Raw genomic sequence first — 13206 nt, 5'->3', positions numbered from 1 at the left:
CGCGCCTGACTGACAGAGTGGGCCCATGGAAATTCGCAGGATCAAGGTGGCGGCCTTCAAGTCGCTATACGACTTAGAAGCAGAATTCGATCACTTATCGGTAGTGACCGGCCCAAATGGGGCGGGCAAGAGCAACCTCGTTGATGCCCTGACCTTTTTGTCCGATGCTCATCGTCACGATCTCGAGTTCGCGGTAAGTCGAGCCGGCGGTTACGAAAATATCGCGCATCGAAGGACGCGTCGTGCCAAACGCCCCATCTCATTCGAGGTCGAAGCAGAAGTTTCGGCTGAAGACCTCAGCGGAGAGAGGGGTGTCTATTGGAGAAGACACCTTGGAGAACAGTGGCCATCGGACCTCTCGTTGCGGATGGTTCATGGCTTCAGCTTCCACGCTGCCTCGCAAAAGCTCTTGGCCGACTTCGAGATTCTTGAGGAGTGGCTCATTGTCTCGGATGCCGCGGGTCAACTGCTTGTCGACCTCCGCTTTCGGGGTCAGGAGATGACTCATACGATCGGTGAACACACTCAGCTTAACGCCGGGGAAATAGCAGAGTTGGTCAGGCCATTTCTCGACAAAGACTTTGCGTGGGACCAGTGGGGGCGTGCACCAGGTGCCACCGAGCTTGTCGTAACAGGCTGGCGCTATCTGAACGTAGCCGGCTTGCTTTCCGAGCACGTCGGCAGAGTAAAGGTCTTCCAGCTGTCGCCACACTTATCGCGAACATCCGGCGTTGCAACGCCTAATGCTGAACTTGGACGATTTGGCGAGAACGTCCCAGGAGCGGCCGACAACCTTCGGCGCAGAAGCCCAGATGCTTGGCAGCGAGTCGAAGAGGCCATGCGCTCAATCGTCCCCGGGTTGACGCAAATCACTATCGTTCCCACGGAAGACAGACGCTTGGCCGTCCAGTTCAAGGAAAGAGGAGTCGGTAGGCCTTGGAACTCAGCGGAAGTCTCTGACGGCACCATTCAGACCTTTGCCCTGCTTATAGCGCTGTTCGATCCAAGAGCCTCAATGCTGATGATCGAAGAACCCGAGAATGCGGTTCATCCCTGGATTCTCAGACACCTCATCGATCTCACTACTGAGTCACCTCGCCAAATCCTCTTCACCACCCATTCCCCAGTTTTACTCGACTACGTCAACCCAGAGATCGTTTGGTTGATGTGGATGCGGGAAGGGCGGAGCGCCTTACGGCGATTCACGTCTATGGATCCTGATCTGACCGCAGACCTGGTTTCCGGCAAGCTGTCGCTGTTCGAGACCTACGTGAGCGGATTCTTCCCGGAGGCCGTTCCACGCGGCCTCTCCGAGGTTCTAGACGAAGTAGATTCATGAAGATAGCTCTGGTCACCGAAGGTGAGAGCGAATGGACGGCCCTCCCCGGCCTCGTCGCGCAGCTCAAATCAAGAACCGGTCACGAGTTCATTCCGATAATGAGATTGCGGGTTCAGCCCGACGGGCCGGTAGAGAAAATCGCGAGAACCTGCGCTCCAACGTTGAAGATCTGCGCCCTCAAAGGTGTGGACAAGATTGTCATTTTGCTCGATCGAGAACAGCAAGCGACTGGACCTGGTTTTATTGCCGCGTCCATCACGGCCGCCGTCAAAAAGGTGAGTAGCTCGAAGATTCCTGTAGCTGTTGTCATCAAGGACCGTTCCTTCGAAAACTGGGTCATAGCCGACCTCGCCGCCCTTAAGGCGCAACCAGCCCGTTTCAAGATCAAGTCGAGCATGGAAAAGGCTGTTTCTCCCAATAAGGCCGATCAGGTCGAAGCCTTGGCTCTGCTCAAGGCCGCCACGATTGGGCAAAACTACGACAAGATCCAAGATTCGAAGCGGACCTTGGCAAAAGCGAAGGTCGAGCGCGTGGCGAAGAACAGCCGCAGCTTTCGCCACTTCCTTCATGTTCTCGGCGACCAAGCTTACGAAGGTCAATGCAAGGCCCCCTAACTTCCGTCGTCGTGAGCGACACGCGAACGTCCCATAACCAAACTGTGCCAAAACGCATGGGAATTGGGAGTAGCAGGCGGCATCGCGACCCTTTCTGGGGAGTCGTGCCTGGGCGTGTTCCCTTCTACCGTGAGTAGGTGCCCGAGAGACCTGTCAACCTAGCGGGCGTTGAGGGGCCACAGGTCACGAGCGATCGGGGCCACAGGTCCCCCGCACTGACAGGGCTCCTGTCGGACGGTTCTCTCCCACTCCGGGGTGGGGTCGAGCGGGGCATGGCGGGGACCCTGTCGATGGTCGCTGTCATGCTGCTGTTGCTCGCGTTGCCAGCTTTCTTGGCGACTCACCGACCGGACAAGGTCCCCCTTTTGCTCGTGTCCGTGCTTCTCGCCGGCCTCATGGTGGTGGCCCTTCCACTCGCCCTCATCCGACGCGCACGCCCCACCCAGTTCTGGTTATGGATTCCGGTAGTCGCCTACGTCGGGCTCCTCCTTCTAGAGCCGTTTACGCTCCGCAATCCGCTCCCTGCCGGGTCAGCTCCCTGGCTTCTCGGCCTGTCGCTGATCGCGTTCGGCTGCACAGCATTGGCCGAGGTGAACCCGTGGCGTGCTGGGATCTTGTGCGGCGGAATCACCGCGGCTCTCATCAGTGTGTATGTCGAACCACTCACTGCCAGCAACACCTTCATCACGTTCTTCGGCCTGTTCCTCCTCGCAGTAGCCCTGATCGTCGGTGTGCGGGCGCTCCGGGGTAGGGCCGACAAAGCCGACACGGCAGAACAGCAAGCGCAACTGCTGTTCGAAGACCAGCAACGACTCCTAGCCACCGAGGCGGAACGGGTGCGGACGGACGCGCTCCTCCACGACACCGTCCTTGCCACCTTCCTCGCCGCGGCCGGGAGCCACGCACCGGAACGCGCCACCAGCATGGCCCGCGCAGCTCTCGACCTCGTCTCCTCAACTAGCAACGACCCAGGAACCCAGCCGGTATCCATCCCCGTCGGAGCGTTCTTTTCTTCGACCAATTCTGATCTCGCGCCGTTTCGAGGCGTGGTCACCTTTGACCTCGCTTTTGGCACCCTCGAGGTTCCATCCGAAGTGGCGGACGCGCTCATGTCAGCCACCGTGCAGGCCCTCACGAACAGTGCCAAACACGCCGGCGCAGCCGCTACCCGTTCGGTGACCGGGATCCCCCTCAAAGGCGGTGGTATTCGCATCACCGTGTCTGACAACGGGGCAGGGTTCGACCTGGACCAGGTCCCGGAGGAACGTCTTGGGGTGCGGGTGTCGATCCTGGAGCGCGTCCAGCACATCGGCGGCACCGCGCACATCCGCTCGGCGCCCGGGCAAGGGACGAACGTGACCCTTGACTGGCGACCCGACTCGGCACATTCGGCGCCAACTCGTCAACCAGGCCAAGCACTGCTGAACATCATCCCCCGACGACTCCTCTACCGAGTGCTTGGGGTGCTGATCGTCATCGCGGTCCTCATCGCTTTCGCGGAAGCGTTCGTTACTACCCACCAATACGCCACCGCCGTCTCCTCCGCTCTGGGACTTGCCGTCCTTCCCACCCTCATCCAGGGAGCTAAACAGGGCAGCATGACCAACAGGGCGGCGTGGTTAACCACCAGTGTCGGCGTCGTGCTGTGCAGCATCGCGAATGTCGGTCTGAACCCTGCCAACTTCGACTCCGCGTCTGCCGCCAAACTCACCTGCGGTGTCCTCGCCGGCGCCGCCATGGCGTGGATGGCCGGCCGCCGGCTCGCCCCTGTCATCATCGTCACCGCCCTCGTCACCCAAATCACCCTCTGGGCCGGACCCGAAGGCGTCATCCGGCTAGGCCTCGCCGGGGAAATCGTCATCGCGATCGCGGGCCTCCTCATTCACCGTGCCCTACGCAAAATTGCTATCGCGGCCGAGGTCGCGGCCGAAAGGCACCGCGACTTGACCATTCGGCAAGCAGAGCTCGACGCATTCAACAACGAACGCCAGCAGCGACTCCAACACGCCAAAGGCACCGCCGCCCCCATGCTTCGACAAATCCTCGATAGCAATGGGAAACTTGACGACGCCTCCCGCACCGAGTGCCGTGTCCTCGAACAAGCCCTCCGGGACGAGATCCGCGGCCGCGCCCTCCTCAACCCCGCCATCCGCCATGTCGTCTCCGGCCATCGCCGTCGCGGCACCCTTGTTCAAGTCCTCGACGACGGCGGACTCGACGGCATCTCACCCGTGGTCCTGGACGCAATTCTGGATGATGTGGCCCGGCAACTCGAACCCGTCAGGTCATCTCGCATAGTCATCCGAACCGGGCAATCCGACTCCGACACTGCCATCACCATCGTCGCGTCTACCCCAGACGAAACAGCCGCCGCCCTCGGCCTCGACGCCGACGACGAGGTCGACCTCTGGCTCACAATCCCCCACCCCGACCAGGTCCAACTCGCCGCATAGAGACACCTACGACCCCAACGTCAAGACACCTTTCAAGGAGCCTCAAAAACGGTGCTGACCTGCCATTGATTCCGGACACAAGATTCGAGAAGACCACTCCCCCGGCTCTGTGCCACGGCAGCTACCTCATCCATCGACGTCCGCAATCGATCGATTTCGAGAAGGAGGGGCGTCTCGGGTGAGGCACTTTGGCCGGGCAGCCTTGCGCGACTGGCATTCGAGAATTTTCGAACACAGATTCTCAAGCCATTAATAAGCCGAGTATGAGCAGCTTCGCTCGGTGTCGTGGTTCGCGCATAACTCTGTGCCGTGATCACGTCCTGGTAGGCGACCGGCTACCGGTCACGAAATGCGACCGAGACACTAAGAGCCAGAGACCTTGCAAGTGAAGGTCTCTGACTCTTAGTCAGCAAATACTTGTTGGCGTGGGAAGAACGCGCTGCCCAATAGATCAGGTACGAGTCCGACCCTTAACAACTGCGAGACCGAAGGCGACCGCCCCCAGCGCAACAGCTATCGCAGCGAGCGAGCCAGCCCACCGGCTGAACACATTTTGATCGAGAGCGAAGTTAGCGAGGCCCAAAGCGAATACAAGGCCGGCAAGAACGAACCAAAACCATGCTGTTTTGAACACGAATTTCCCCAAAATAATCAACACGCCTTTTGAATGTCACCAATTCCGAAAGTACTCGTGAAGCCTCCCAAGATTGTTCCGACCGCACCGCCGGCGGCGCCCCCCACCACAAATTCTTCGCTGAGGGTACCAGCCGCTATAGCTTCAGTTGCCCCCGTAGAGGCTCCAGCAACGAGCAGGCCAACACCGATGCCCAAAACGGCAACCCCAGCGGCCTCCGCGATGATGGCGCCTGCACATTCGCCGCCAGCCTTACCCGTTGGGTCGAGTCCATTGACAGGGTCGCCCCCAACAAATACGTACCGGTTGGCGTTGGCCGGGTCGAGGGGTGCGTCGAGGGTGTCTTGCTGGGTCCACGTGCCTGTGGCTGGGTTATACCAACGGATCCCAAACTTGATCAGCCCGGAGGCGCGGTCTTGGGTGCCGGAATGGAACGTGTATGGGTTCTGCCCGACACCGTTCCCGGTGCCGGACAGGTCGCCGACGCCGTAGGGGTCGTAGTTTGTGCTGATGGCGTTTGTGGCGAAGTCTGTCAGCAATCCAACTGGGTTGCCGAGGCCGTCGTACACGTACAGGCAACCGATGTCCGACGAGGTCGTCAGCATGGCGGGCTGCCCGGTGGTGGGGTCGGCGAACAGGTTGCCGGTGAGGTCGTTCTGGGCTGTGTGGGTGTTGTACTTCACGATCTCGGGCTGCCCGTTGGAGTCTTTCTGCCCGTAGGTGAGGTTGTACGTGTACCCGCCCGCGGTCGACTCGGACAGGACTGCGTTTTGGGCGGCACCGGCGTACGTGTAGGTGGTGGTCACTCCGGTTGAGGTCTTCGTCGATGACGTCATCTGCTCGGCCGCGTTGTACGTGTACGTTGCCGTCGGGGTTGCCGTCAGATTCCCGGCCCCGTCGTGGACGTACCCAGCGCTACTGATCTGGTTCGCCGCGTTGTAGGTCAGGGTCTGCGTCGTCGGGGTACCGCCATCAACCGTCGTCTTCGCCGTCAGCCGGTTGCCGCGGTTGTCGTACGTGTACGTCCACACCGTGTTCGACGTACCGCCGGTCTCGGTGGCGCTTTTCACCCGGCCGGCAGTGGTGTACTTGTACACCGTCAGCGATCCGCCTGGGGTGAGGTCTTTGCTCCAGTACACCTTGGAGTGGTCGGTCGATTTGTTCGCGTCGCCGCCGAGGCAGCTGGTGGTGGAGGCGGAGTTGTAGCAGTACTGGGTGTCGAACGTCGTCGAGGGTGTCGACCCGTTCGTGATCGCCTTCACCTCTCCGATACGCCCGTTCGCGTCGTAGGTGGTGGTGTACCGGGCGGTGTAGCTGGTCGGATAGTTCGGCGTCGAGGTGGTGCTGTTGGTGTAGGTGGAGTTGCCCTGCAGGAACGTGTCCGTGCGCCGGCCCTGACTGTCGGTGGCGTAGTCCGTGTACTGGTAGGTGCTGCCCTTGGGGTACTTGGTCACCAGCAGCACCCCGGAGGCGTCGAACGTGTTCGTCCAGGTGCCGTAGCTGGTGGTCATCGACGTCTCGTTCGAGGCCTTATCGAACCCGTACGAGATGGTGCCGCCCCCGGCGGTGTTCACAGTCGAGGTGAGCCGGCCGAGCTGGTCATACGTGCTCGTCACCGTCCCAGGACCCGAGGCTTCCGTGAGCAGGTGCCCGCCGGCGTCATACGTGTCGGTGACGGTGGGCGTGCTGTCGGAGAAGGAGGTGGTCAGCAGCCGGTCGTTGTTGTCGTAGGTGTACGAGGTGGTGTTCCCTGCCCCGTCGGTCTGGGTGGCGAGGCGCCCGAACCAGTCGTAGGTGAACGCCTTCGCCTGCAACGAGCTCCCCGTCACCGGGGTGATCGAGGTCAGCTGGTGGTCGGTGTTGTACCCGTAGGTGGTGGGGTTGTTCGTGTTCCCCGGCGCCGTCGCCGTCGCCACGGTGCCATCGGTGATGGAGTTGGCCGTGTTGTAGGTCAGGTTCGCCACCACCGACGTGCCGTCATCCGCCGTCGACGTCGAGGAGTCCTGCTGGCCGAAGGCCGTGTAGTGCATCGTCGATGTCGAGGACCCCGACCCGGTATCGGACTTGACAGTCTGCGGCAGGTACGCCGTCGCCGCCGTGTCGCTCAAGTAAGTCGCCGAGGACGAGGACCCGCCCTGACTGGTGACCGAGGTGAGCGACTGGTTGCTGCTGGCGGGCCCTCGACGTGGACTCGCTTGAGGTACTGCTGCAGAGTGAGCCCTTCTCGACCTACGACGCAGCCATCGATGACCTCGAGTTGACGGGTCGTGGGTGGCTTCCCGGCGCAATCGTCGACAGGACAGGCTCTGGAGAACATCCCTGGCCCTTGCATCCGTCGATGTGACGCTTGCGGCGTGAAGACCGGCGGGTCTACCTTGTCCCTAGTCAGCCCAGACCCGTTGATCGCAGAAACGTTGGTGGGCTGACCCTGATCCTCAGCCCACCTTCCTGCCAACACGCAAGGGAAGACGCTCATGGGAACCCTCCGGTACGGCGGTCACGCGATCCCGATGAACGATCGCACGCTTCTGCACGTCCAGATCATCGTTGGGGCAAAGCTGCGCCACGGTGAAAGCACGTTCCTTTCCTGGCGGCCCAAGACGGGCGAGACGCGACGGTCGAGCATTTGGGTAAGCCCGGGGATTCCAATGGCCTTTCTCTTCGACGGCTCGCATCTGGGTTCCGTGAACCGAGCGTGGCTTGAGGCAATGTCCGCATCCGGCTCTACCGGTGTCGATTTACAGATCATGGAGGAGGTCGAGCTACAGGGTCACCTCCAGCCCGCCTGACCCGTAGTTGCTACCCGGGAGGCGACTCGCGCCCCCCGCGCCTCCCCGACCCTGATCCTGCCGAGGAGCCCCCACGGTGACAGGCCGGGACAGGTTTGACGACGGCTGGACATAAGCCAATTTGGAAGGACAAATTGTCCTGACCCTAGGCATGCGTAGGCGGCGCCACAGACCGAGCCAGGCTGCAAGGGGTTACCTGATTGGCTTCGACTAACGAAACAAGCTGCCATTCGCTGCAGCGAAACCATTGACCTGCTCGATTTCCGACTCTATATTGATTTTCAATAACATCGACAATCAATAAACGGGAGAAGATGTCAGCTACAGCCATGCCCGAACGGAGGGCCTTCGGTACTCGGCCTGGCGTTCTGCGTCTTGTGCACCCAATCGTTCTGGTCGTGTCGACCCTCATCATCCTGACCGATCTCGCGACGACAATCACGACAGTGACCGGCCGCTTTATCCTCACCTTCGGTGGAGGCAGCAGCGCTCTTCCTCTCAGCAGCCTGCCTTTACTCCAGCAGGCCGACCTGCAGAAAGGAAGCCACGGCACTCTCGCTGACGCAGCCCTCTCACTCCGACTCGTAGGCGCCGCTCCATCCCTTATTCATGCCGTTATCGTTCTCGCCGCGACGATCTTCCTGCTTTTCGTCCTGCGCGGTATCCGGGCGGCCACGCCTTTCGACCGGAGCGTCCTGCGCAATTGGCGGCGCCTCAGCCTCACTCTCCTTGGCGGCGGCGCACTTCAGGGCCTTGTGGCGACCGCCGGTTGGATCTATCTGGGATCACGAATTGGTCTGCTCTTCGGAAGCGGCGGTGTCAGTGACCAAGACGAGCATCATTTCCTTGGCGGCAACTACACGGCGATCGGACTGAGCGGACCGACCTGGCCGATGTCCATCCTGGTCGCCGGCATCGTTGCGCTCGCGTTGGCCGCAGCATTCCGGCAAGGCGCCCTCCTCGAGGAACAGGCGGAAGGGATTGTCTGAAGCCCACGAGCCGACTGCTGGAGCACACCGAATCGAATGTCACCTCGACGAGGTACTAAATCGCGAAAGGGTAACGCTGACTGAGTTGTCAGCTCGGACAGGGATCACAATGGCAAACCTCTCCATCCTCAAAAACAACCGGGCCAAAGCCATCCGATTCACAACTCTGACGTTCATCTGCGACGCCCTCAACGCAACCCCTCAGGAGCTGTTTTCAATTCATCCATAAGCAGTCGAAAGGTGCCTTGCCCCCGCGCGTCGGCGCGCGATTAGCGTTCGCTTGCGAACGTCGTCCGAGCCGCATGGAATCTGCCCCGACTAAGGGCGTTCGATGCCGAAGGGGTCCGCTCCCGACGCGCCCGCCTTTACTAGGTCCTCTAGAGTGCTGCGCTCATCGAGGAGCAGGCCGCGAGCGGTGCTGATCACGGCCACCCTGGACCCAGCAACCCAACCTCGTTCAGCCAACAATTCAGCCGGCAGGGTAACGGTGCCGTCTGGTCCGACGACGAGGTCAAAGAAAGGGTTCATGGTGCACGGTATTCCGGCTTAGGCCGCCCGGGCGTCCACTTCGAGGAGGACTGTTCGTATGCCGTTGGTGTACCGAAGCGATCGCGGTGGTTGCGGGCTCCCGATGCCGCCAACATGACCACTTCTGTGGCGTCCCCCGTGGGCAATAGGTGTGTCCATGAGTGATGAGAAGCCAGCCGAAATGCTCGAGATAAGAGGACTCCAGACGAGCCCCGGAGCAGCCACCTCCCGAACTAATCCCTGGGGCGTCGCATTACTTGTCTTCGCTGGTGCTTTTTTCCCCGCAGCAGCAATCACCTGGGCCTACGGCAAGGCATCATCCGAGGCCACCTTTGACAACGCGACCGGTCTCACTCATGATCAGCTAGCCCTCTACCAACACATCGCTGCTATGACTCTCGCCGGTTTCGGGGCCCTGCTCGTCATCCTGCGAATCACGGCCGAGGCCGTCCGTTGGGATCTCAAAAGACGCGAGACGAGCGACCAAGCATCCGGCAACTGACTTTTATCGCCCCTGGAGACGGCTCCGTTTCCGCGCCACCCCATCTCCAAGGCCCTGCACGATAGCCGTTCCCTGCTGCACCGCATGATGTCTCGCATAATTGGTCCATGAGCGACATCGCCAGGACCGTTACCATCGATCTCGAATACGCCGAGGTCATTGTCTTGGCTCATCTCCTGGACCGAAACCAGCGAGGCAATGGCTCCTCGGATTTCGTTGACGACGCTGCTGAAGTCGTCGCTCTAAATTCTCTAAGAGCTGCTCTCGAGCCAAAAATCGACGAAGCCTTTGATGCTGCCTACTCGAGCGTCTTGCGAGCCTCAAAAGCGCGGCTCACCGGGAACGATTGACGTTCGGTTTACGGGCAGAGGCGCAGTGGTTCAGTCAGTGGTAGGGGGTCAATTCTGGTTTGCATGACTCTTGCTCCCGCTGGCCGCGGCTGGCATGGTCGTCGGCATGACCTTGCCCGCGGATGCGCATGTCCACAGTGAATACTCCTGGGACGCCGGTTCCGACCCCAGCTCGGTTGGCTTGATGCGTCGAACGTGCGCCCGTGCAGAGCTGATCGGCCTCCCGGCGATCGCGTTTACGGAGCACCTCGACTTCGAGGACCGGTGGCTCGTCGGCGACGGCGACATGGGTTCGCATGCCGGAGTCCTCGTTGACGAGGACAACTATGTTCACCTGCCGACGTTCGATTTCGACGGATATCTCGATTCCATTGAACGGTGCCGGCATGACTTCCCCAGCGTGAAAATCATGACGGGCGTCGAATTCGGTCAACCGCACTTATGGGCTGATGCCGCCGCAGCGATCCTCGGTAGTGGCCAGATTGATCGAGTCAACGGGTCGCTGCACATGCTGCCGTTTCATGGAGAGGACCGTACCGAGCCTGTGACGCTGTACCGCCATCACACACCAGCCGGAGTGATGTGGGCCTATCTCGAAGAGATTCCGCGGATGGTCGCAGGATCCGATTCGTTCGAGGTGCTTACCCACATTGATTACGCGGCCCGAACCTGGCCAGCAAACGTCGCGGGCCCCTTCAATCCCCGGGAGTTCGAGGAAGGCTTCCGAGCTGCGATGAGGGCCATTGCCAACTCAGGTCGTGCGCTGGAGATGAACACCCGTCGACTGCGGCCATGGACACCTCAATGGTGGGTCGAGGAGGGCGGGCAAGCGGTGACTTTTGGCAGCGATGCCCACTCTGCAGAACAACTCGCTGCCGGGTTTCCCGAAGCCGCCGCGATGCTCGAATACTTCGACTTCCGACCGGGGAGTCATCCGGGGGACTTCTGGACGCGCTGACCCCGGCCTATATGTAACGCACGGTCAAGGTTCGTCTGCGAACGTCGTCTGACCGCACGAAACCGGTCTGGTAACGCGCACGGCTTCCGTCGGTCCGAGTCTCCGGATATCGTAAGAGCATGTCCCGAGAGTCGTCTTCGAAGCCAGATGCGCGCCGAAGGCAGATTGCCTGGCAAATGGTTTCATCCAGCCTCGTGCTGATCGCCATGTCAGGCTTGGCTCCAACCCACACAGGAGCGCTGTTCTGGGGTCCGCTCGTTATCGCAGTTGTCTCCCTGCTGCTCCTAGTCGTCGCGGTATGGAGATACGTTCGCTAGCCTCTCGCCCATCCTCAGGAAGACGCACGGTGAGCGTTCCGCTCTCGGTCCACGGCGGTCTACCCCGCTGGCACATGGTCATGTTCCCGGTAAAGGGCCGCCCGGTGATGATGAAAGCCAAGCCCTGGTTCGAGGACAAGAAGCTAACCGACCTCCTCAACAATCCCGCCCCGCCAAGGCCCCGACTGCGGCTCCGGTGGGGGCGATCGATAATGACTGACCCGGATTACGACACGACGGCCGGCGACGTGGACGAGCTGGCCGGAGGGGGCGACGGTTTCAACCCGGACGACCCGGAGGATGCCAACCCGCGGGGCCGTGGCACGCGGAGTTCGTGGCGTGGGTGCAAGAACACTTCGCCAGGGTTGAGTTCTTTACGGACGCGCAGAGAGTGCGGTGGTGCCCGACCTGGTGGGAGCACCCGGAGGCGGTGGAACGCCTCAAAGCGGCGTGGCTGGCCTATCGAATGATCGACGTGTCAGACGACCTCGCGGCCGTGTCGGAGTGGTGGCTTCACCACTGGGATCCGCACCGCCTGATCCTGTTCCACGACATGGGGCCATTCGCCAACCGCGACGCCGAACGGGGGCACCTGTCCTCTAAGAACAATCAGCGCGTACGGCCGGTGCCGGCATTGCCGCCCGAAGACTGGAACCCAGCGAGGTTGGGGCCGGAGCGCCGTTTAGGGGCGGGACCCCGCATGGTGCCCCGCCCCTTCTTCGTTCAGAGTCCGACGTAGTGGGTCAATGCTTCGAGGGGCACCTGGGTTTCGGGATGTGTGACGGCGGCTGCGCCGACGGCACATCCCGCGGCCAGAGCACGGTCGTGGGGCATTCCGGATGCAAGGGCCACCGTTAACGCTGCGCAGAAGGCGTCTCCCGCTCCGACGGTGTTAACCACTCGCGCATGAACGCCATCGGCACGGGCTATCTCAATGCCGAAGCGCAAAAGCATGGCGCCCCTCTCGCCGAGGGTGACCGCCACGAGCTTGGCTTGTTTCAGCTCCGGCATGAGTGCGTACTCCGATTCGTTGACGACGAACAGATCGACGCACTCGAGGAGTTCGACAGGAAGCCGCTGTGCCGGAGAAGCGTTCACGACGAGAAACCCTGAAGCCGCTTCGGCAACGCGAAGCACAACGTCCATCTCGATTTCCAGCTGAGTTAGTACCGCCTGCTTGTCGGAGAAACGAATGGCCTCGAGAGAGACGAACGCGTTCGCTCCAGGGCAGACAACGATTTGGTTCTCGCCCGCAGCATCCACAACGATGAGCGCTATACCTGTGGGAGTCGCAACGCGCCGAACCTCCGACACATCGACCCCTCTTGACCGCAGTCCATCGATCAGAGTGCTGCCATCTGCGTCGTCGCCAACGGCTCCGATGAATCGGACGTCTGCGCCCAGTCTGCTGGCCGCCGCCGCCTGGTTTGCCCCTTTGCCGCCGGGGTGCCGATGAAGCTTTGCACCACCCACGGTCTCCCCGGGTGTTGGCAGTCTTCCGGCCAGCGCCACCAAATCAACGTTGATGCTGCCGACAACGGCCAGGGCTACAGACGGGTTCATGATGGGTCTTTCTCGTTAGTGGGGTCTTCGGATAACTAAATGTTTTTGATGACGATGAATGGGGAGGAATCTTGACGCGGTGGTTGTTCGGCCACTGCGCCTGAGAACGCTGAGGCCAGATTTCCAGGACATTTCACGCTCGAAACAAGACTGTTTCACCACTTGTGCTC

The 13206-nt window shown here is 61.1% G+C and carries 12 protein-coding genes; 10 read left to right on the top strand and 2 right to left on the bottom strand.

Features of this window, described 5'->3' with window-relative positions:
* Window positions 1-25: 25 nt before the first annotated feature.
* From EDF46_RS17305 to EDF46_RS17295, 3 genes are all read left to right on the top strand, one after another.
* Complete coding sequence (locus EDF46_RS17305) at window positions 26-1339, top strand: AAA family ATPase (protein WP_123507810.1); 1314 nt, start codon at window positions 26-28, stop codon at window positions 1337-1339.
* On the top strand, window positions 1336-1953 hold the full coding sequence (locus EDF46_RS17300) for a DUF4276 family protein (protein WP_123507808.1): 618 nt from the start codon (window positions 1336-1338) through the stop codon (window positions 1951-1953). The genes EDF46_RS17305 and EDF46_RS17300 overlap by 4 nt, the downstream gene beginning before the upstream one ends.
* A gap of 302 nt (window positions 1954-2255) precedes the next feature.
* Complete coding sequence (locus EDF46_RS17295) at window positions 2256-4406, top strand: ATP-binding protein (protein ID WP_158614307.1); 2151 nt, start codon at window positions 2256-2258, stop codon at window positions 4404-4406.
* Window positions 4407-5057: 651 nt separating this feature from the next.
* Here EDF46_RS17295 and EDF46_RS17290 read toward each other — a convergent pair.
* Window positions 5058-7148, bottom strand: coding sequence for an RHS repeat-associated core domain-containing protein (locus EDF46_RS17290; RefSeq protein ID WP_123507804.1), 2091 nt, complete (start codon window positions 7146-7148; stop codon window positions 5058-5060).
* Window positions 7149-7514: 366 nt separating this feature from the next.
* On the opposite strand from EDF46_RS17290, the gene EDF46_RS17285 reads away from it, so the two are divergent.
* From EDF46_RS17285 to EDF46_RS17265, 7 genes are all read left to right on the top strand, one after another.
* Window positions 7515-7829, top strand: coding sequence for a hypothetical protein (locus tag EDF46_RS17285; RefSeq protein WP_123507802.1), 315 nt, complete (start codon window positions 7515-7517; stop codon window positions 7827-7829).
* Between the two features lie 398 nt (window positions 7830-8227).
* Window positions 8228-8818: a hypothetical protein gene (locus EDF46_RS17280; protein WP_148061274.1), complete on the top strand. Its 591-nt coding sequence runs from the start codon at window positions 8228-8230 to the stop codon at window positions 8816-8818.
* Window positions 8748-9047, top strand: coding sequence for a helix-turn-helix domain-containing protein (locus EDF46_RS17275; RefSeq protein ID WP_370454136.1), 300 nt, complete (start codon window positions 8748-8750; stop codon window positions 9045-9047). Before EDF46_RS17280 ends, EDF46_RS17275 begins: the two co-directional genes overlap by 71 nt.
* 456 nt (window positions 9048-9503) lie before the next feature.
* Complete coding sequence (locus tag EDF46_RS18125) at window positions 9504-9848, top strand: hypothetical protein (protein WP_148061273.1); 345 nt, start codon at window positions 9504-9506, stop codon at window positions 9846-9848.
* Window positions 9849-9955: 107 nt separating this feature from the next.
* Complete coding sequence (locus EDF46_RS18120; protein ID WP_148061272.1) at window positions 9956-10198, top strand: hypothetical protein; 243 nt, start codon at window positions 9956-9958, stop codon at window positions 10196-10198.
* Between the two features lie 106 nt (window positions 10199-10304).
* Window positions 10305-11156 (top strand): PHP domain-containing protein, encoded by an 852-nt coding sequence (locus EDF46_RS17270; protein ID WP_123507927.1) that lies wholly within the window; start codon window positions 10305-10307, stop codon window positions 11154-11156.
* Window positions 11157-11807: 651 nt separating this feature from the next.
* Entirely contained in the window at window positions 11808-12212 is a 405-nt protein-coding gene (locus tag EDF46_RS17265) for a DUF4913 domain-containing protein (RefSeq protein WP_123507796.1), read from the top strand.
* Here EDF46_RS17265 and EDF46_RS17260 read toward each other — a convergent pair.
* A complete protein-coding gene (locus EDF46_RS17260; protein ID WP_123507794.1) occupies window positions 12197-13036 on the bottom strand; it encodes a ribokinase in 840 nt (279 codons plus the stop codon). The two genes, EDF46_RS17265 and EDF46_RS17260, sit on opposite strands and share 16 nt — an antisense overlap.
* Window positions 13037-13206 lie beyond the last annotated feature (170 nt).

The sequence above is a fragment of the Frondihabitans sp. PhB188 genome, from assembly GCF_003752365.1.
In the GTDB taxonomy this organism is placed as follows: domain Bacteria; phylum Actinomycetota; class Actinomycetes; order Actinomycetales; family Microbacteriaceae; genus Frondihabitans.
This window is presented reverse-complemented; position numbering and strand designations above follow the sequence as displayed.

Coding starts and splice junctions, on each gene's coding strand:
- EDF46_RS17285 (WP_123507802.1), top strand. CDS start 7,515: ATGGGAACCCTCCGGTACGGCGGTCACGCGATCCCGATGAACGATCGC.
- EDF46_RS17300 (WP_123507808.1), top strand. CDS start 1,336: ATGAAGATAGCTCTGGTCACCGAAGGTGAGAGCGAATGGACGGCCCTC.
- EDF46_RS18125 (WP_148061273.1), top strand. CDS start 9,504: ATGAGTGATGAGAAGCCAGCCGAAATGCTCGAGATAAGAGGACTCCAG.
- EDF46_RS18120 (WP_148061272.1), top strand. CDS start 9,956: ATGAGCGACATCGCCAGGACCGTTACCATCGATCTCGAATACGCCGAG.
- EDF46_RS17305 (WP_123507810.1), top strand. CDS start 26: ATGGAAATTCGCAGGATCAAGGTGGCGGCCTTCAAGTCGCTATACGAC.
- EDF46_RS17295 (WP_158614307.1), top strand. CDS start 2,256: ATGCTGCTGTTGCTCGCGTTGCCAGCTTTCTTGGCGACTCACCGACCG.
- EDF46_RS17270 (WP_123507927.1), top strand. CDS start 10,305: ATGACCTTGCCCGCGGATGCGCATGTCCACAGTGAATACTCCTGGGAC.
- EDF46_RS17260 (WP_123507794.1), bottom strand. CDS start 13,036: ATGAACCCGTCTGTAGCCCTGGCCGTTGTCGGCAGCATCAACGTTGAT.